We start from the raw sequence: 18913 nt of genomic DNA on the forward strand, positions 1-18913 counted from the left end.
AAATTACTTCCCTACCACCTTAAACAGCATGCCGCTGGTCATTTTATCAGTAGTTTTCATGCCGTTGAGGATGGCCATTTCCTCGTAGCGTTTAGACGGAATACCGTTGGCCGCTAAGGCCTGGGCCAGCGTCTGACCAGCTTTGGCGGTTTTGATGCGCACCTTCTCGGGTTGGCGGTTTAGTTTAGCGGCATCCGTGAGGCGCTTGTAGCCCTGGGCCGTGCGCTGAAACTGCGGTGCATAAGTGTTGAAATCGTTAGGCGACGTGAGGCCGACGAAGGCGTACAGGTTCTGGCCATCCTGGATGATGAAGCTCAGCGTGCGGGCCGTAATAGCCTGCTGGCCGGTTTGCTGGTCCTGCCCCACCTGGTCACCTTGGATGGCTATGGCCTGGAAGCCGTTGATAGTCGTTTTCTGGGCCTGCGCGTTCTGGATTTTCAGCTGCTCCACCAGCGCCTGCGCGGTTTCATCCAGGCCTTTGCTACCGGCCGGCAGCAGCACGATAACCGCCTTGCCGTTGGGCTCGGCCATCTGGAACTGGCTGGGTGAGTTCTGCGACTTCCAGCCCTGCGGTATTGGAAACTGGAACTTCAGGTCGGGGTGGTAGAATACGCTGCTTTCCACGTAGCCCTCGCGCGGGTTGTCGCCGTAGGGCAGGCCCTCAATCATGCGCAGATACTGGTCGCGGTTCACGGCCAGCTGGCGGCCGGCCTGTTGCTCAGCCTGCTGCGCCAGCTTTTTCACGTTGGTGTACCGGTCGGCGGAGTTGGGGTGCGACGACAGGAACGTGGGCACCGTGGCGGCACCGCTGCTTTGCTCGGTGCGCGCGAGGGTCAGGAAAAAATCGGCCATAGAGGCCGGGTCGTAGCCAATGGCGCTGGAGTATTTCACGCCCAGCTTGTCCGACTCGTTTTCGTCGTCGCGGCCGTACTTGAGCAGGCCCAGGCCCACCACCTGTGAGGCTGGCTGCGCAATAGACGCTACCCGCTTCGACAGGATGGAACCCAGAATCAGAGCGCCATTGGCAATAGTGGAGCGGGTCTGCTGCTTCTGGCCGTGGCGGGCCGTGATGTGCCCGATTTCGTGGCCGAGCACGCCGCTGAATTGCGCCTCATTGTTGAAATGGGCCATGATGCCGCGCGTAAAGTACACGTGGCCATCAGGCGTGGCAAAGGCGTTGATGATTGGCGAATCGACGATGGTAAAGCCCTTGACATCAGCCGGGCGGTCGGAGATTTTGCCCATCTGCATGCCTTTGCTGTCGATGTAGTTCTGCAGCTTGGTATTGTTCAAAAGGCCAAACTGGGCCACTACCTGCGGATCGGGCTGGGCACCCTGCACGGGCAGCACGGGCCGGATGGCACTGCGGTGCGAAACAGCAGGACGGGCGCTGCCCAGCGGCAGCAAAACAGCCATCAGGGCACCGGCGCGCAGAAAAAATGAGAGAGTAGGTTGCATAGTGAGCGAGGAGTAGAGCGGGAAAGGGAACAGGACTGCAACGAACCTAAGCCGTGGAAAGGTTACAGCCGCCTTTGCAGAAAGGCCACTACTGTGCCAGTTTTCATTCTCTGCTGGCGTAGTACCCGCCCACCATGGCTTGAATAAATCAGGAAGCCGCTTGTTTTTCCTGCTCCGCCAATTGCTGCTCTTCTTTCTCCTGCGCCGTAGGGCGGCCGTGCCGGCGGTCCAGCCAGTTCATGACCGGCGTAGCCAGGGCGCCGTGCAGCACCATTGAAGTCAGCACCGTGAAGCCGGTGATGGCCCATAGCTCCCGCGCCTGGGGAAAGTCGTGTTTACTCAGGGCGTAAGCCAGATAGAAAAAAGACCCGATACCGCGAATTCCGAAAAACGAAATGACCAGCCGCTCAGGCCAGCTCACCCGGCTGCGGCCCAGCGTCAGAATACCACCCATAGGACGCAGAATCAGCAGCAAAAAAAGGCCCAGCGCCGCCCCCGACCACGTCAGGGGAGCCAGCAGGCCATTCACCAGCGCGCCCCCGAACAGAATCAGAATAACAACAATGAACAGGCGCTCCAGCTGGTCCGTGAATTCGTGCATTTCGGTGTGGTACTCGTGGCTGCGCTCATGGGCGCGCAGGGTAACGGCTGCCACAAACACCGCCAGAAAACCGTAGCCATGCAGCAGTTCAATGAGGCCATAAGCGGTCAGCGTGACAGCTAGGGCCACAAAACCGTAGGCTTCCGGATTGATTTTCACCCGGTGCGGCAGGTCAAAAATCAGATACGACAGCACCTTGCCGGCCAGCCAGCCTCCGGCCACACCCACCGCCGTGCGGTAGAGTACGTCCATCCAGACCCAATGCACTAGGCCATCGGCAAGCGGCAGCGCTGCCAGGGGAAGCAGCAGCGCGGCCAGATGCACGAATGGAAAAGCCAACCCGTCATTCAGCCCCGCCTCGCCGGTCAGCGAGAACCGCACGTTGTCTTCGCCGCCTTCGCCGGGCTTGCCCACCTGCACGTCGCCGGCCAGCACCGGGTCGGTGGGGGCCAGCGTGGCAGCCAGCAGCACCGCCGAAGCCGGCAGCAGCCCCCCCAGCTTCCAGGCCACCACCGTAAACACCCCAATGGTGATGACCATGAGCACCAGCACCAGCTGCAGCGGGGCCCGCCAGCGCCAGAGCGAAAACTTACGGTCAATCTTGAGGCCGGTACCCGTGAGGGCCACCGTCACGCAGATTTCGGTGAGGTGCGTGATAAAGGAAGAGTGCTGGATGGGGTCGGGATGGGGCAGCCCCAGGGGCAGCCGAAACACCAGTGCCCCCAGCCCCACGAAAATAATGGGATAGGAAAGCGGGTATTTGCGCAACAGCGACGGAAGCCAGGCAACGGCCAGAATGGCCACGCCCAGCACCACCAGAATCAGGTTGTAGAGCGACATAAAGCGGCAGGTATAAGCAAAACGGTTGCCTCCTTTACGCAGCCACGCCCTGTTTAGCTGCCAGCACTATCCGGCTAGCTGGCTCAACGTCTGTTGAAATTCCCTCAAACAGGCAGTACAGAGATGCTCAGTCGAGGGAATTCCGTTTTCAGCTTGCTGAAACTTCAACCAGTGCCCTAAGGCCGGCGGCTGTTTACATCAAGCAGTTGGTAGCCGATGAGCAGGTCAGCGCGGGTGCCGGGCGGGCGGTAATACACCAGCAGGTCGTACTGGTTTTCGGCTTCCTGATGGCTCCCCTCCCACTGCACGCTGTTGGGCCCCTGCGCGGTCTGGGTGGCGTAGATGAAGTTGTAGTAGCCCTGCTTGAGCAGCGCGTGGCCGCTGTAGAGCTGCTTTTCGGCATCGTAGGTCAGCCGGAACTCGTCTTTCAGCTGCCAGTCGGTGAGGGCGCCCAGCACGTACACGGGGCCGGCCGCCGGCTGCGGGGCGCGCAGCTGAAACGTCACGTCGAGGTAGTCGGCGTTGGTGGCGCCGTTGCCGTACTCGCGGCTCTCAATCACACGCTGCCCGTTGATGTCCTCGAACTGCGTATAGCCCTGCCCGTTGCGCGACGCATCCGGCTGCAGCAGCGCCTGCCGGGGCGAGGCTTCGGCATCGAGGGCCGCTACGCCAATGCCAATGGAGCGGAACGTGCGCAGGTCAAAAAACCGGAACTCGCTCAGGGCCGGGAAGGCATTTTCGAAGTTGAAATACTGGTAGTCGAGCTGCCGGTCGATGTCGCGCACGAAGGTGGGGCGCAGGTTGTACTTGGCGTTGTCCCAGCGGAAATTCTGGCGCAGCACCACCTTCACTTCCTGCGCCGGATTCACGAGCTGCATACTGTAGCGGATACCGAAATCAATCTGCTGCAGGGTGTAGCGCTCCTGCCCGCCTACCGGAATGCCCTGCTTCATCGAAATCTGCACGCTGTTGTCGTACACGAGCAGGCGGCGGCTGAGCAGCGGCGTGCCGCCGGCGCCCTGCACCACCAGCAGGTAGTTGCCGCTCAGCTTCACGCGCGGCGTCCGCATGCTGTAGTGGTAGTAAGGCACTTTGGTGTTGACGGAAGTGCGGTAGTTGGTGATGAGAATGTCGTTTATCTCACTCAGAAACTGCATATCCGTCAGGATAGACGGCTTCCAGTCGGCGTCGCAGTGCACGATTTTGGCCGTGAGGCGTTGGCTCTGGTCGCCGAGCAGGTCGAATTCCAGCACGATGGGCTGGTCCTGGCTGAGCGGCACCACGGGCGGCGTAAATATCTCATTGGTCGTGCCCGACTGCACGTAGCACAGCACGGTGCGCACGTTGGGGTCATAGACGTAGTCCTGGTAGCGCAGGGTTTTGTCGGCGTAGTACTCCGTGGAGGCCACCTGCCCGGCCGTAGCGGGCCGGCGCGCGGCGTTGGGGTCGGTGATGGGCGTACCAAGCGGCACGCAGGCCGTGACAAGGAGCAGCAGAGAGGCGATAATTAGGGAAAGGCGCATACCACGAATGTACGGTAGGCTGGTTATCTTACCGTCACTCCTAGGCTACGTACCTGTTGGAAACCGGCACAGATATTCGTATCATCCAAGACTTGCTGGGGCACAACAGCACTAAAACCACGCAGATTTACACCCACGTAGCCCAACATACCTGACCGGCTTCCCCGCTTGATGATTTGGGATTATGAGCATAGCAGTAGCGTCATCCTACCTCTTTTGGCTGTAATGACACTATAGATACGCGTATCAAAGGCAGATATGCGCTACTTGCTACACCGTTGGGTAGCGCATATCCAGACGTTAGGCGCAATCAAATTCCAAAACTCTCTTAAAATAGATTTTCATGGCAGATAAAACTCCTGACGATCGTCGGCACGATATAAAGCTACTTAAATACGGCTTTTTGCTTACAACACTTGTAGGTGGCGTACTGACATTACTTTTTCAATTAATTCAAAATCAGCAAAACCATAAGGCAGCAGAAAAAGCTGAAAATGTGAAAATAATGGAGCAAAGAAGAGCGCAAGCAACTTCCCTATTTGAAGAATTCAGCCCACTTATGGACACACGACTTTACCATTGGAGGCAAGTTGCGTGGGCAATTGAAGATAGAATTTCAGAAGATTCAATCAGAAAAAGATATGCGGCATATCAGCATGTTTTTCACAAATGGAATTTCTCACTAAACAAAAATAGAGCATTGATCTGCCGATTTTTTGGGCCAGAAATTGGCTCTAGATTTGAAAGCCAGATAATACCACAATTTAATGGCATTCAGGATACCATAAGAAAGATAATTAAAATGCAGCCAAGTCAAAGACCAATTTATCAATCGGACGAAATAAACTCTTTGGCAGATGCACTAAATACTCAAATCTATAAAATGAACAATGAGATGGCAGAAGCGATAAGAAGCGGTGATATTGGACCTACTAACCCTGGGGAAGCATGTGATTTCAATGATTAAATTAGCAATATCAACTACAGAAGTGCTTAACATCGCATTTGCAAAAGCCAGGCTGAATTACTAATTTTCAGCTTTACCCAAAAATTAACATTTGCCGGTAGACTAGGCCAACGTATCACGGAGCCCCCTTCCTTCGCAAAGGCCTAAACATTGCATATAAACACTAAGCCTCACCCATAGCACGCAGCTACAGGGTGGGGCTTAGTGTTTCAAGAAATCAGTTGGCTTATATCTCCGCCAGCATTTCCCAACGGTCGTTGAGCTGGGCCAGCTCTTTCTTCACCTGCTCGAATTTGAGGGTGGCGTCTTTCAGTTGGGCGGCGTTCTGGTAGATCTGCGGGTCGGCGAGCTGGGTTTCGTAGCGGGCCAGCTCCTTCTCGCTTTCCTCAATCTTCTTCTCCACCTCGGCCAGCTCTTTCAGGGCTTTCTTCTGGTCGGGCGAAGGAGTTTTGGCCGGTGCGGCTTCTACTTTCTTCTCCTCCTTGGGCAGCGGCTTGGGGGCCGAAGGCGAAGGCAAGCCTGCTTTTTTGGCCGCCTTTTCCCGGTCTTCCTGCCACTGTTCGTACTCGGCATAAGTGCCGGGGTACTCCTTGAGCTGGAAGTCCTCGATGTACCAGATTTTGTTGGCCACATTCTCCACGAAGAACCGGTCGTGACTAATCACGATGTAGGTACCCTGGTACTGGTCGAGGGCTTGAATCAGGATGTTCACCGACTGCATGTCCAAGTGGTTGGTCGGTTCGTCGAGGAGCAGGAAGTTGGCTTCCGAAATCAAGGTTTTGGCCAGCGCCACGCGGCTTTTCTCGCCGCCGCTCAGCACCTTGATTTTCTTGTACACCTCGTCGCCGGTGAACAGGAACGAGCCCAGCACCGAGCGCAGCTCCATTTCGGAGCGTTTCGAGCCGGCTTCCACCATTTCCTGCAGAATCTCGTTCTCGATGCGCAGGCTTTCGAGCTGGTGCTGCGCGTAGAACGACATGATGACGTTGTGGCCCAGCTGGTGGTTGCCGTTGGTAGGCGCTTCCTGCCCCGCCACCAGCCGCATCAGCGTCGATTTGCCTTTGCCGTTGGCTCCGATGAGGGCAATTTTGTCGCCCCGCTCAATGTGCACGTGCGTGTCGCGGAAGATGATTTTCTCGCCGTACTTCTTGCCCACATGCTCCATGCGCAGGATATGGCGGCCGGGCGTGACAGTGAAGTTGAACTTGATGTTCACCTTGGCGTCGTCGCCGGCCACGTTTTCAATGCGCTCCAGCTTGTCGAGGGCCTTCACGCGGCTCTGCGCCTGCTTGGCCTTGCTGGCCTTGGCCTTAAACCGCTCGATAAACCGCTCCGCCTGCTTGATCTGGGCCTGCTGGTTTTCGAAAGCGCCTTTCTGGATGGCGTTGCGCTCTTCCTTCTCTTCCAGATAATAAGAGTAGTTGCCGGCGTAGGGCACCAGCTTGCCGCCCGTCACTTCCACGGTGGTGTTGGTGGTGCGGTCCAGAAATTCTCGGTCGTGGCTGACGATGATAACGGCGCCTTCGTAACCGGCCAGGTAGTTCTCAATCCACTTGATACTCGGTAAGTCCAAGTGGTTGGTCGGTTCGTCGAGCAGCAGCAGCGAAGGTTGCTGCAGCAGGATTTTGGCCAGCATCACGCGCATGCGCCAGCCACCCGAAAACAGCTTCAGCGGGCGCTGTAGCTCTTCCGTCGTGAAGCCCAGACCTTCCAGAATCTCTTCGGCGCGGGCCTGCATGGTGTAGCCGCCCAGCGCCTCGAACCGCTCCTGCAAATCGGCCAGCTTCTCGACCAGGTCATCGGTGTAGTTGGTTTCGAACTCTACCAGAATGGCGTCAATCTTCTTCTGCAGGTCCAGCGCTTCGGCAAAGGCCTGCATGGCTACCACCAGAATGGATTCGTGCGAGTCGTAGCTGAGCAAATCCTGGTTCAGGAAGCCCAGGCTCACATCCTTGCTCATGGAAATGCTGCCGCCGTCGGGCTTGTATTCGCCCACCAGAATGCGCAGCAGCGTGGATTTGCCCCGGCCATTGAGCCCGATCAGGCCAATCTTATCCTTGGGCTTGATGTGCAGGCTGGCCTTGTCGTAGAGGGTACGGGAGCCGAAATGAAAATCTAAGTCAGTAATCGAAATCATATATTCCGCTTAAACAGCGCAGAAACGCCGTTTTTGTCTGTGTCAGTCAGTTTGCAGTCAGTTTAAAGCGACTACCCGTCACTTTTTTGCATTGCTGACAACACCTTTGAAGCTGCAAAGGTACGAATCTGTTAAGCCCGGATTGTAACAACCTGTAGAGTTTCCTGTATCAGTGCAATGCTTCAAAATCCATCCTACCAACGCATAGAGGAAACCCTATACTACCTCACCAAAATCCAGCCGCAAGAGTTGGCCCCACTACTTGCAGCGCGGTATACACGCTATAGCTACACTGTAGCACGTCAGCAACTTCAAGAGCTTGCCAACACCCTATCCATCCTGTCTGTATCAGTGACGGGCTTTATAATGGATTCTGAGTGGCAACGAAGAGAAGCAGAAGCAACGGAGCAACTTAGACTACACACCAACCCACAAACGGGCCAAAACCTGCTATCTGTTGCCCAAGTAGCAACCCGTCTCAGTCTGACAAAGCAGAAAGTCTACAAAATGATACAAACGGGGCAACTCCCTGCCATAGACGTGAATGCCCAGCGGGGCCGTAAAACACTGCTCAGAATCCGAGAAAGTGACTTACCCCAATAAGGGACTATTTACAAAGTAGAAAAGGCAGTGTACGTTGTGATTTGAAGCTTTTAGCGGGTATCCGGACACATTTTTAGTTTCCACTTATTTACAGATAGTAAGGCCCAAAAATGCCTACCTATCTTATGCTACAAGGCAACTATACCTACAACAGACGCAAACAGGAATTGAAACCAATAGATAACACAAGCCCCATCTACTCTATCCGCACAGGAGAGTTAAACCCCAATACCATTTTTATAAACCGGGTAGGCGACAAACAGACGTGGCAAGGCATAGCCAAGCGCAAGATATTGGTAGATGCTATCTACTACGGTTTTGAGTACAACGGCACACACTACACCTTCACCATCCCAGACAAATTGAAGCGGTCCGAAACGATAGCTGTTTTAGCAACTGCTTAATATCATAGTGGCTTTCGCCTCAAAAGTGAGGAATACCACAAGAGAATACCCCAACTCCAATAGAGAGAAAAGGGGAAGAAATAATAAAGCCCCCAACCCCGATTAATAGATATCGGTAAGGGAGCGGCCCCCGGCACAAGGGAGAGAATGCAGCGAAGCGAAATGATAGACCGCAGTAGCTCCCGTTGCAAGTGCCTACCGACCTATCCACTACTATACATTGATAACGTTTGATAAACTCAAAATACTACTTCCATTATCCATTGTTGAAGTCAACACCGCTTCAACGGAATGGAAACAATCCGGCTCACTCGACACTGTTACCAACTTACGAGTAGGTAGCCTGAAAGAGAGGAAAACCCGGCACCGTCCGCACGTTCTTACACACTCTGTGCGTCCGGGCCTCAACTACATAGCAATTGACTATATACAGCAGGAATGCACAATAGTGGTAACAGGTAAGATTATAAACGGTACTGCTCTGCTTTCGCGTGAAACAATACTCCAAGCACTGCAAAGCATTAACGCATCCAACCTCTTGCGTCTGAATCCTGCTACTGCATTACGTGAAGCACACCTTTTGTCAGCCGACATCACAACAGACAACGTAATGCGGCATCCTGTCAAAGAATATACCCGGACCCTCAGTAGCTACTATGTTGGCAGCAACTATATAAAATGCCGTGATTATACTCCCAACCTTCAACTACAGCACAAGAGCAAAACGGCAAAGTTTCAACGGTCCCTTACGCTTTACGATAAGCACAGCGAAGCCCCAACGGAAGGTTACCACCCCAACACCCTACGGACTGAATTGAGGCTTACAAGCTTCGAAATGCTACGCAAGTACCTGAAGCTTCTACCCGGGCCGATTATGCTTGCAGATGCTCTTAATTCAACTGCAAACGCATTACAGACAGTATTTAAAGAAATAGAAAAAGATATCCTATTGCCCACTCTATCTACAATGACAGATACCCCAACCTTACCCCTTACCGCCCGCGAAGCTCTTTTCTGCTCTGAGTTGGATTTTGATAGAAAAGCAACGTTCCATCACTTGAAAGCCGTTGACTTCAACCTTGCCCCCTTACAGGCTGAATTAAAGGGCAATAAGAATGCTGCACGTATCTTAAAACCGTATAAAGACATTCTTACACGTTGGCAAAGCTTCAATTCAGATTCCAGCCACGACGCAAAATTACTTAGAGAGTTAATGGGGAAAATCAAAACCCCAACCATCCATAACCTTGTATCAAAAACTATCACTGACTATGCAGAAGCCATTGCAGCATAAGCAATACAAAACCAACCAACTGAAAGTATATATATCGGATAACCTATTGCAGCTTTTGGAAACACACTGCAAAGAGAATAGCACCAACAAAAGCAGTTTATTCCGGGCATTACTGACTGCCTACCTCACTTAGCAAAATCAATTATCAATGTATAAGCAAAAGCCCGGACCTATGGCCCGGGCCTTTCTGTTTTGCCCCTGTTTTAAGCCCACCATACCACGCAAATAGCAAAGACAACAACTTGTGTCACTTGCTATATAAACTCTCTTAAACCGCTTTAAAATGCTTTATTAATACATACTGTGAATAGCCAATTTCAACAAGATAAAATTACATAAATCAGTCAATCTCCCTGAATATAAATTATTTACCATATCACAACTCCCCTATTTTACCCATCTTATAAGCTCTCATACTGCTCCAACAAAAAAACCCAGACAAATTGCCCGGGCTTTCCAAAAGTTAGCAACAGATAATCAGTTAAACTTTTCCATAAACTCAGCCTGTCCAACGATAGTATCTATGTATTTCTCAAAGCTGCTTAAGTCCTTATGGCCTGTCCATTTACGAATTTTAAACTCTGGTATGCCTTTGAGTAAGCAACGGGTAACAAACGTTTTGCGGGCTACGTGGCTGGTTATAAATTCCGCTTTAGGGGCTATCACTTCAATTTCCTTTTGACCGCTATAGGTAATCTGTGCCACCTGCTTTTGAAGTGACTTGCAGCGGCCTGCTATCACTCTCAAATCTTCATTGTAATCGTTGTTGTCAATGTGCTTCATACCGGATGGGTACTTATCCAAGATAGCTCGGGAAATAGCGTTAAGGGGAATGTGCAATTGCTCCCGCGTTTTTACCGTGGTTATTTCAATGCAGCCTGCTTCCACGTTTTGCCACCCTACGCGCTTCACATCACTATAGCGCAATCCTGTAGCACACGATAGGGTAAACAAGTCTCTTGCATACTCCAACCGCTTTTTACCCCCCAAGTCCAACGACATCCATTCATCAAACTCAGCATCCGACAAAGCAATAATTCTTTGACCCTTTGGGGCACTCAGTTGCTCCCGCTTCATTCGGTATTCCCGGAAAGCAACGTGCTTACACACCCCAATCTTTACGAAGTGGTTAAGTACTGCTTTCAGTTTGGCAAAGCGAGTGCGGATACTGCTATTACGCTTGCCTTGCCCTACAATAAATTCATTTAGACTATCCAACATTTTATAGTCGAAGCTGCTCCAAGTCAGCCGTACGCCGTGGGCAACTTCATACTCCCTCAGTAGAGTAAACAAGGGGTTTAAACTGCGTACTGTGTTGGCTCTGGCCTCTTTCCGCTCAACCTTGGCAAGTAACTCTATCTGGTAAGCTTCCAAGTGCTTCCAAAACGTCTTTTCCTCTGCTCTTGCCTCTCCGGAAAGCTTACCGGTATTTGACAGATACAATTCCTCCAACACCTCACCTGAGGGAGCAACACCGTTATCTTCTACAAACCGCTTCACAATCTTGCTCAGTGCCCCAACGGTTACGGCTATTTCAGCATTTCCAGCCTTCACAGTGGCATTATGCTCTTTCCACTCAGCACCGATGCACTTAACCAATTCTCCTGCCTCAAATCCATCCTTATGGACTTTCAACCCTCTTGCCCCAACTGCAAACCTCTTGCTCTGTCCATCCCAAGCATACTGCACATAGACGTTGCCCAGCGGCTTTGAATCGGTAGCATTACGAAGCACAACTTTGAGAGACATACCGTAGACGTTTGGGGTTGGGGAATGCACGAATATACGCACCCCCAACAATTTTAGTCAGTCAGCAGTCAGTCAATAGATGTATTTTATGCATTTCGCTGTTTCGCTTAAGCACTCAAAAACCGCATTTAAAGCCATTAAAAGAGCTTTTTACTATCCACTGTATTGCACTGACTACCCATAAATTATTTGTAATCGAAATCATCCTACTTTGCGAGCTATGAAGCCGCAAAGGTACGGGTTTAGCAGAAGGGCATTACTGTTTCTGCATTGTGTTACTAGTTTGTTCCAACCAGCATGAATAGAATCCCGCGCTTGGCACTCACTGTTGGGCTTCTGGCCCTGGGCAACGCAGCCTGCGCCCAGGCCGTTGCTGAGCAGCACCTGATGCAGCAATTGCTTGATTTGCCGAAGCTGCAGCCGTATTTTCATGTAGAAGTACCCGGCCGGCTGCCGCTCAAACTGCTCCGGACCCCGGGTATGCCGCAGAGGCTGCACCTACAGAAATTCGGCCGGCCGGTTCTGCTCCTTGCCCCGGCTAAGGCAAAGCAGCAGGCAGTGAAAGACTACATAAGTATTCGGAAGATACCCGCCCGCGCTACCGCCGACACGCTCACGTACACGCTGGCCTATCCAGTTGAGGGAGTGCTCTGTCGGGCGCGCTTCGTCAGGCAAAGCGCGGGGTGGGTGGTATACAATTACAGTATAGTGGAGCAATAAAAGCCTCTGGCCGGAATCCGACCGGAACATGCGGGGTAATTTTTGTGCGAATTAGATTATTGCATGCCCATCTTTGTTCCAAGTTACCCGCCATTCCTCTCGTACCGTTTCCCATGAAACCGTTTCTGCTTGCCTCCCTCCTGCTGACTCTGGCCGCCTGCAGCTCCACCGAACGGGAGTCGTCGGGCCGGGGCATGGCCGAAACCATTCCGGCCGATATCAAGAGTGAGCAGTCGACGACGGAAACCGTGGGCGAAACCGGCCGCAGCCACGGCTATATCCGGCGCTTCTACCAGCAGGGCGGGCAGTATTTTGTGGACGTGGACTACATCCAGTTTCTGAGCGGTGAGGCCGCCGTGGCCGCCGCCCGCCGCAAAGGCGACGCAGCCGTGGACGTAGTGAACGGCGACACCGTGTACTCGGTCTTCAACGACTACTACATCGTCAACGACAATACGCAGGTGCGTACGCTACGGCTGGCTGAGGAGGCGAAATTCACGTTCTGGCGCACCGGCGAAAACGGGCTGGAACGTTACCCGGCTACTGCCGCCAAAGTGCAGGCCAATGTGCCCAAGGTGCTTACTCTCTCCCCCTTCATCATTGAAACCAAGCAAGGCGTGGTAACCAGCTTGGCAGAGCAATACGTGCCGTAACGGGCACAGAACGGCAGGAAAAGTTGGCTTTCAGAGCGGACGGTGCGTGTAGAAGAACACCTAATCCTTTCCTGAAAAACCACAACTATGGAAACCAACGCCCCCCTCCCAGACTCCCGAAGAAAATGATGACCGCACCGCCTAGGCTGCCAAGGGCCAGCAGGATAGCGATACAGTAGGCCAGAGCAGCGGCCGCCCCAGCTACGGCAGCTACAAGTTCAACTTCGACGACGAACAAGGCGACGAAGGCGGCTCCGGCAGCGCCTCTTCCGCCACCAGCGGAGCCCCGCGCGAATCATCAGAAGACGACAAACAGAAGTTCGCTGCCACGCAACAAAACGCCCTCTGAGCCAATGCTCAGAGGGCGTTTTTGTTGCGTGGCAGTCAGAAAAAGTGACGGTACTTAGCCGACGAACGGCGCCCGGAACTCGGGAGCCTTGCGCTGCTTCGAGGCCTGCTCATAGGCATAAGCCACAGCCAGCAGCACCGGCTCCTGGTACGCGCCGCCCACAAACGACAGCCCCACCGGCAGGCCGTGCGCCTGCCCCATCGGGACGGTGATGTGCGGGTAGCCGGCCATGGCCGCGGGCGCGGAAAAGCCGGGGCCTTTCCAGGAGTCGCCGTTGATAAGGTCGAGGCAGGGCGCGGGGCTGTTGGTGACGGCTACTAGGGCATCGAGGCGGTTTTCGCGCAGCACGGCATCCAGAGCAGCCCGCGCCCCGTTGTGCGACTTGCGCAGGGCCGCCTGGTATTTGGCGCTTTTCAGCCCGTCGGTTTTCTCGGAAGCTTCCAGAATTTCCTGCTGGAAAAAGGGCATAGCCTTCGCCTTGTTGGCAGCGTTGAAGCGGATGACATCGGCCAGTGTTTTGACGGATGCACCAGCCCCGGTCAGGTACTTATTCAGACCATCCTTGAACTCGTAGAGCAGCACGTCATATTCCGCCTCGCCGAGCGGGTCAGTAAGTTTCTCCACTTCTACTTCCACTACGGTAGCGCCTTGGGCCCGGAGCAGCTCCACGGCCGCCTGCAGCAGCGGAATGGCGTCGGAATTGCCTTGCAGATGGTTTTTCTCGACGCCAAGGCGCTTTCCTTTCAGGCCATTGACATCCAGAAATTTCGTGTAGTCGGGCTGCGCTTTGCCGGCGCTTTCCTGCGTTACGGCGTCGGCGGCATCTACTCCGGCCAGAGCGCCCAGCAGCAGCGCCGCGTCGCGGACGGTGCGGGCCATGGGGCCGGCCGTATCCTGGGTGGCCGAAATAGGGATGATGCCGGAGCGGCTCAGCAGGCCCACCGTGGGCTTGATGCCCACCACCCCGCTGCACGAAGCCGGCGACACCACCGAGCCGTCGGTTTCGGTGCCGATGGCCACCGCGCACAGATTGGCGGCCACCGCCGCGCCCGAGCCCGAGCTGGACCCGCTGGGCGTCCGGTCGAGGATGTACGGGTTTTTGGTCTGCCCGCCCCTGCTGCTCCAGCCGCTGGTGCTGCGCGTGGAGCGGAAGTTGGCCCACTCGCTCAGGTTGGTTTTGCCCAGCACAATAGCGCCCGCCTCGCGCAGCTTTTTGATGATGAAAGCATCCTGCGCGGCCTTGTGCCCGGCCAGCGCCACCGAGCCAGCGGTGGTTTGCTGCTGGTCGGCGGTATCAATATTGTCTTTGATGAGCACCGGAATGCCGTGGAGCGGGCCGCGCAGCTTGCCGGCTTTGCGCTCCTGGTCCAGCTGGTCGGCTATGGCCAGGGCATCGGGGTTGGTTTCCAGCACTGCTTTCAGCGTCGGGCCGGCCTTGTCGATGGCCGCAATGCGCTTCAGGTAAAGCTCCGTAATAGCTCGTGCGGTCCGCTTGCCGCTGCGCATCATGTCCTGCAGTTCCGCAATGGTGGCTTCATGCAGCTCGAAAGCCTCAGCCGGAGCGGCGTCAGTAGCCGCCGCCGCTCCAACGGGCTTTTCCTGCGACGAGCAGGCATCGAGCGAAAACGTAGAAAGTGCCAGGCCCGCCAGGGAGCTGTTGCGCAGGAATATTCTTCGGTTCATTGGGGAATTTTTCGGGCAAGATAGAGCAGGAAAGCGGCTGCAGTACAGGGCCGTTTCCAAGTAACTCAGGAAGCCGATGATTCGAGCGGCTTGGGCCGGTTGCGCTGGCACTTTTCGCCGCAGTATTTCACCTCGTCCCAGCTGTTGCGCCACTTCTTGCGGTACTCGAAAGGGCGGCCGCAGGTGAGGCAGATTTTGGTGGGCAGATTTCCTTTGGTGGGCTTTTTCGGGCTGGGCATTTTGCTGCAGATTGAGCCAGCACAACCGTTCGGATCCGCAATAGTTGGCCTGTAGCTGACATATCCACCGTTTCCGTTCGGGCCGCTACACCTTTTTCCGGCCCCTGTATCTGGCCGGTCTACACCTTCAGCATACTGGTTTTCCAACTGCTTCCGGCTGCTTGCGGCACCATCCCAAAAAAGGCTGCCCGGTGAGGGCAGCCTTTTTTGATGATTTACGGGTCTGGCTATTCGGCCAGACGCTGGCGCAATTCGTGTACCTCGCGCTCCAACTCCAGGTTGCGGAATGTCACTTTCACTTCCAGGTCAGCATAAGCGCGCTCCAGTTCCTGCTCGCGGTGGCGCAGCGCAAACTCCGTTTCCTTCTGGTCCTGAATGTCGGTGCAGGTACCGTACCACTGCTTTATCTGGCCGTTTTCGTCGAACTGAGCCTGCGCCTGGCCCAAAAACCAACGGTAGCCGCCTTCCTTGGATTTAAACCGATATTCTATTTCGTAGAACTCGCCGGTAGCCAGCGAATGGCCCCACACGTCGCGGGCCCGCTGCCGGTCGTCGGGGTGCAGCAGATTGTTCCACATATCGGGGCCCACACTATCGGCGAGGGTGTAGCCCGTGAAATCCGTCCAGCGCTGGTTGAAATAGGTGTGTGAACCGGTGGGGTCCGTGAACCAGACCAGCTGGGGGATAAAATCGGCCAGAAAGCGCAGTTGTTCATCAGCCTGCTGGCGCAGTTGTTCCTCGTTGGAAATGGATGCGGCGTTCATGCAATGAAAGCTTAACAGGGCCGGGCGAGCTGAATTTCCATGCCCGACTGAAAGTAGAGGTTGAGTTGACTATGCTGGCCGTCGGTGGAGCGACGCAGCCGCGTAATCAGGGCGCGGGTGCCTTCCTGCAGTAGCTGCAGTTCCAGATAAGGCCGGTTCAGCAGGGAGTCGCGCTCCATGCTCCAATGGCCCGAATCCTGCAGCTCAGGGGCGTGCACCTGCACCGTACCGGGGCGCAGCAGAAACTTCGTGGCCCGCGCCAGCGAGGTATCGGGGCTGTTACGGTTCAGTACCCGGTCAGCCACGCACCAGTCGCCAGTGAGGTATTCCTCGGGCATCTGCTGCAAGTTGACATCGAATAAGACTTCAGACATAAAATGAGGGTAGGCGGAAACAACGGTAGTACATCTTCATCACAACCCAACAGCTATATGCGTATTGCTGCCAAGGCATAAAACTATGAAAGAGTTCAATTATTCCGTCATTTTCAGCACGTAAGCTGGGCAGTATCTTTATACTCAGTCAATTGATTTATTCCACCATCTCGTACGCTCAGCAGCACACATACCGCTATTCCGATTCGCTGAGTTTTTTGGCCAGCGGCTTCGGCACGCCGGCGCTGTTGAGCAGACCACTTACCAGCCCTTGCCGCCACAGCGAGAATACGGAATAGCGCAGCTCCCGCCGGGAGGCCATCTGTCCGGTTTTCAGGTCCTGGCCCGGTTGCCGGGGGTTGTTGTCGCGCAGGAAGATTCCATTGGCCAGCGACGTTTCTATGCGGTGCAGCACACCCGGCTTGTTCTTTTTATTGAGCAGCTCCAGCTTCAGGTCGCGGTATTCGGCCCACATGGTCCCTTGGGCCTGTGCCCGGCCCAGTTGCATTTCGAATCGAATGCGCTGGATCTGGCCACTCCGAAACCGGATGCCGCGCGTGGGTACCACCATGGGATTCAGGGCCGCCAGGGGTGTGGACGTGAAGCTGCCCTGCACCGTGTGGCGGCCGTTGGGGTCGAGCAGATTAGCGCGCAACACCATACGAGCACGGCTCTGCTTCTGGAGCACACCCGTAGCCTCGCCCGTAAGCGGGCGCGCGGCGCTCATGTGGCGGGGGTCGTTGCTGAAGTTGCGGAGGGTGCCCGTGAACTGCTGAATGCCCATTACGCCAGCCTGTGCGCTGCGCGGAGAACGGTAGCTCATCCGGATACCGGCATCCTGAATGCGCACTTGGCGCACGTCTACCCGGAACGGCAGCCGGCCCACAGCATCGGGGGTAGCAATAGAATTTTTGGGGTTGACAGGAAAGCGGCCGTCGCTCATGGTCACGATGCGCGCGCCTTTCAGCTCCAGCTGACGGGCCTGCAGGTTGCCCTGGCGCAGCAGCGCCGCAAAGTCAAGCGCCTGCACGTTCAGCTCAGGCAGCCGCACCGTAACGTGGGCGGTTTGGTGTCCTTTGCGCCGCGCCAGCTCCGCTACTGTCATGGTAGGGGCTACCCGCACCATTCGGAGCGCCAGCAGCCCCCGGCGCGTATCAGCCCGCAATGCCTCACAGGCCAACTGATAATACGGCGCGTTGAGCGCGGCGTAAGCGCGGCCGGTCTGCAGCGTCCAGGCACGCGCATAATACAGATAGCCCGGGGCGCTGTAGGTCTGCGGGCTTAGGTGCAGGCCGCTACCGGTCAGGCGAATATCGTGGACGGCCGGGGCCCATTTGGTACCGGCCACCCGCACGCCGGCTCCCGCCACCCGCACGCCGCCCACCAGAATGCGCGGCAGATAGGCGGCCAGCAATTTGTGCGGCGGCGGCGCTACGGTAGGAAGCGTGACAGCCAGCCGCCCGCCCAACAGCACCAGCGAATCGGCGCGGAGAGTGCCGCGGGCCAGCGCCGCCGCCCGCAGGCCCAGCAGTCTGGCGTCGGAAACATCCAGATCAATGCGGGCAGCGGGGCTGCGCTGTGCACTGACGGGCTGCAGCGGCACTAACCGAAGGCCACCTACTAGCACCTGTTGGGACTCGGAGGAAAAAGTACCGCGCTGCAGCTGCATCAGGTGCCCGGGCAGCCGTGCTACCACCTGCCCCAGTTCCACCTGCACCTGCCGGGCATAACCGAGCCGGCTGGTATCGGCGGCGCCGGCAGCACTCAGCAGCAGGTCGCGGGCTTGCAGAGTAGCTTGTTCAATCTGTCCTTTGGCGCGGTGCAAGGTACCGTAGCGCACCCGCACGCGCCGAAGCGCTACAAAGCCCAACTGCAGCCCCGGCAGCCCAAGCGGCAGACGGGAATAGAGCGGTTTGCCGGAGCCGGATGTAGCCGGCAGCCGCGCCAGCCGCACCTGCGCCGAATCGGCCACTACACTATCAACAGGCACTACTTGCCGCCGCAGCACAGCCAGCAGCCCCACGCCGCTCACCCGCAGCTCCCCTAAGTCGAGGCGCAGCTCGGGTAGGGCAGCCGTATCGGCGGGCGCACCGGCACGAGTACGCAGCTGTACTCCCCGAACGGTAGCGCTGCGCTTCCAGAGGCTGGTTTCCAGCTCTTTGATGGACAGCTCGTAGCGGCCGTTGCTGGCTTTTGTCACCTGTCTTTCCAGCGCACGCCGCAGCCAGGGGTCCAGAAAAAACACCACGGCTACCACGGCAGCTACTACCAGCCCCAGCAGAAGCCACAGGACGGTTTTGCCCCACCGGCGGCGCGGCGCAGTGGTGGCAGGAGCAGCGGAAGAGACGGTTGATGAAGCGGACACAGATGGGTACTAGTCATCCGCTTACGGAAAAGCTACTTATCATGGCTAAGTCAGCCCGGTTTTTGGTGCGTGTGGGCTCCCCGTCGTGCTGGCAGCCGCGTATACAGTCGGATATTCTACCTTAGCCGCCAAGTCTTCCGTTTTTCGTTTTCCTACTATGGCTCTTTTCTTCCCCAATACAGGCAACTCA

At 55.7% G+C, this 18913-nt stretch carries 16 protein-coding genes and 1 pseudogene; 7 read left to right on the forward strand and 10 right to left on the reverse strand.

Translation table 11 applies throughout. The features are described from left to right. Positions 1-3: 3 nt before the first annotated feature. The 3 genes from IC231_RS15485 to IC231_RS15495 all read right to left on the reverse strand — a co-directional run bounded on the left by IC231_RS15485 (position 4) and on the right by IC231_RS15495 (position 4422). The gene (locus IC231_RS15485) at positions 4-1458 is read right to left on the reverse strand and encodes a M48 family metalloprotease (RefSeq protein ID WP_190785399.1); all 1455 of its coding nucleotides are present in this window, start codon (positions 1456-1458) and stop codon (positions 4-6) included. A gap of 148 nt (positions 1459-1606) precedes the next feature. Next, positions 1607-2899: a cation:proton antiporter gene (locus IC231_RS15490; protein WP_190785400.1), complete on the reverse strand. Its 1293-nt coding sequence runs from the start codon at positions 2897-2899 to the stop codon at positions 1607-1609. Between the two features lie 176 nt (positions 2900-3075). Next, positions 3076-4422, reverse strand: coding sequence for a type IX secretion system plug protein (locus IC231_RS15495; RefSeq protein WP_190785401.1), 1347 nt, complete (start codon positions 4420-4422; stop codon positions 3076-3078). 44 nt (positions 4423-4466) lie between these two features. Here IC231_RS15495 and IC231_RS15500 point away from each other — a divergent pair. Both IC231_RS15500 and IC231_RS15505 read left to right on the forward strand, forming a co-directional pair. Then, a pseudogene (locus IC231_RS15500) lies at positions 4467-4577 on the forward strand (tyrosine-type recombinase/integrase); the annotation flags it as partial. Between the two features lie 188 nt (positions 4578-4765). After that, entirely contained in the window at positions 4766-5389 is a 624-nt protein-coding gene (locus tag IC231_RS15505; RefSeq protein WP_190785402.1) for a hypothetical protein, read from the forward strand. Between the two features lie 226 nt (positions 5390-5615). Here IC231_RS15505 and IC231_RS15510 read toward each other — a convergent pair whose 3' ends face one another. Continuing rightward, complete coding sequence (locus IC231_RS15510; RefSeq protein WP_190785403.1) at positions 5616-7526, reverse strand: ABC-F family ATP-binding cassette domain-containing protein; 1911 nt, start codon at positions 7524-7526, stop codon at positions 5616-5618. A gap of 366 nt (positions 7527-7892) precedes the next feature. Here IC231_RS15510 and IC231_RS20455 point away from each other — a divergent pair, with 366 nt between their 5' ends. The 3 genes from IC231_RS20455 (at position 7893) to IC231_RS15525 (ending at position 9827) form a co-directional block, all read left to right on the forward strand. Continuing rightward, complete coding sequence (locus IC231_RS20455) at positions 7893-8129, forward strand: helix-turn-helix domain-containing protein (RefSeq protein ID WP_223831462.1); 237 nt, start codon at positions 7893-7895, stop codon at positions 8127-8129. 125 nt (positions 8130-8254) lie between these two features. Continuing rightward, positions 8255-8533: a hypothetical protein gene (locus IC231_RS15520; protein WP_190785405.1), complete on the forward strand. Its 279-nt coding sequence runs from the start codon at positions 8255-8257 to the stop codon at positions 8531-8533. Positions 8534-8753: 220 nt separating this feature from the next. Further along, positions 8754-9827 (forward strand): hypothetical protein, encoded by a 1074-nt coding sequence (locus IC231_RS15525; RefSeq protein WP_190785406.1) that lies wholly within the window; start codon positions 8754-8756, stop codon positions 9825-9827. Between the two features lie 477 nt (positions 9828-10304). On the opposite strand, the gene IC231_RS15530 is transcribed toward IC231_RS15525, so the two are convergent. Further along, positions 10305-11576, reverse strand: coding sequence for a site-specific integrase (locus tag IC231_RS15530; RefSeq protein ID WP_190785407.1), 1272 nt, complete (start codon positions 11574-11576; stop codon positions 10305-10307). A 297-nt stretch (positions 11577-11873) separates the two neighbouring features. Between IC231_RS15530 and IC231_RS15535 the strand changes: the two genes are divergently transcribed. Next, positions 11874-12296 carry a hypothetical protein gene (locus IC231_RS15535; RefSeq protein ID WP_190785408.1) on the forward strand — a complete coding sequence of 141 codons (423 nt, stop codon included), beginning with the start codon at positions 11874-11876 and terminating at the stop codon, positions 12294-12296. A gap of 113 nt (positions 12297-12409) precedes the next feature. After that, positions 12410-12949 (forward strand): hypothetical protein, encoded by a 540-nt coding sequence (locus tag IC231_RS15540; RefSeq protein ID WP_190785409.1) that lies wholly within the window; start codon positions 12410-12412, stop codon positions 12947-12949. Between the two features lie 403 nt (positions 12950-13352). Here the strand turns inward: IC231_RS15540 and IC231_RS15545 are convergent, their stop codons facing one another. The 5 genes from IC231_RS15545 to IC231_RS15565 all read right to left on the reverse strand — a co-directional run bounded on the left by IC231_RS15545 (position 13353) and on the right by IC231_RS15565 (position 18723). Then, positions 13353-14981, reverse strand: coding sequence for an amidase (locus IC231_RS15545; protein ID WP_190785410.1), 1629 nt, complete (start codon positions 14979-14981; stop codon positions 13353-13355). A 65-nt stretch (positions 14982-15046) separates the two neighbouring features. Then, positions 15047-15220 (reverse strand): DUF2256 domain-containing protein, encoded by a 174-nt coding sequence (locus IC231_RS15550; protein WP_190785411.1) that lies wholly within the window; start codon positions 15218-15220, stop codon positions 15047-15049. Between the two features lie 227 nt (positions 15221-15447). Beyond that, the gene (locus IC231_RS15555) at positions 15448-15984 is read right to left on the reverse strand and encodes a PAS domain-containing protein (RefSeq protein ID WP_190785412.1); all 537 of its coding nucleotides are present in this window, start codon (positions 15982-15984) and stop codon (positions 15448-15450) included. Positions 15985-15995: 11 nt separating this feature from the next. Next, positions 15996-16358, reverse strand: a complete 363-nt coding sequence (locus tag IC231_RS15560; protein WP_190785413.1) for a hypothetical protein — start codon at positions 16356-16358, stop codon at positions 15996-15998. 196 nt (positions 16359-16554) lie between these two features. Then, entirely contained in the window at positions 16555-18723 is a 2169-nt protein-coding gene (locus tag IC231_RS15565) for a hypothetical protein (RefSeq protein ID WP_190785414.1), read from the reverse strand. Positions 18724-18913 lie beyond the last annotated feature (190 nt).

Source organism: Hymenobacter duratus (assembly GCF_014698995.1).
GTDB classification, from domain to species: Bacteria; Bacteroidota; Bacteroidia; order Cytophagales; family Hymenobacteraceae; genus Hymenobacter; species Hymenobacter duratus.

Coding starts and splice junctions, on each gene's coding strand:
- IC231_RS15510 (WP_190785403.1), bottom strand. CDS start 7,526: ATGATTTCGATTACTGACTTAGATTTTCATTTCGGCTCCCGTACCCTC.
- IC231_RS20455 (WP_223831462.1), top strand. CDS start 7,893: ATGGATTCTGAGTGGCAACGAAGAGAAGCAGAAGCAACGGAGCAACTT.
- IC231_RS15505 (WP_190785402.1), top strand. CDS start 4,766: ATGGCAGATAAAACTCCTGACGATCGTCGGCACGATATAAAGCTACTT.
- IC231_RS15535 (WP_190785408.1), top strand. CDS start 11,874: ATGAATAGAATCCCGCGCTTGGCACTCACTGTTGGGCTTCTGGCCCTG.
- IC231_RS15560 (WP_190785413.1), bottom strand. CDS start 16,358: ATGTCTGAAGTCTTATTCGATGTCAACTTGCAGCAGATGCCCGAGGAA.
- IC231_RS15490 (WP_190785400.1), bottom strand. CDS start 2,899: ATGTCGCTCTACAACCTGATTCTGGTGGTGCTGGGCGTGGCCATTCTG.
- IC231_RS15530 (WP_190785407.1), bottom strand. CDS start 11,576: ATGTCTCTCAAAGTTGTGCTTCGTAATGCTACCGATTCAAAGCCGCTG.
- IC231_RS15540 (WP_190785409.1), top strand. CDS start 12,410: ATGAAACCGTTTCTGCTTGCCTCCCTCCTGCTGACTCTGGCCGCCTGC.
- IC231_RS15495 (WP_190785401.1), bottom strand. CDS start 4,422: ATGCGCCTTTCCCTAATTATCGCCTCTCTGCTGCTCCTTGTCACGGCC.
- IC231_RS15545 (WP_190785410.1), bottom strand. CDS start 14,981: ATGAACCGAAGAATATTCCTGCGCAACAGCTCCCTGGCGGGCCTGGCA.
- IC231_RS15485 (WP_190785399.1), bottom strand. CDS start 1,458: ATGCAACCTACTCTCTCATTTTTTCTGCGCGCCGGTGCCCTGATGGCT.
- IC231_RS15555 (WP_190785412.1), bottom strand. CDS start 15,984: ATGAACGCCGCATCCATTTCCAACGAGGAACAACTGCGCCAGCAGGCT.
- IC231_RS15550 (WP_190785411.1), bottom strand. CDS start 15,220: ATGCCCAGCCCGAAAAAGCCCACCAAAGGAAATCTGCCCACCAAAATC.
- IC231_RS15520 (WP_190785405.1), top strand. CDS start 8,255: ATGCTACAAGGCAACTATACCTACAACAGACGCAAACAGGAATTGAAA.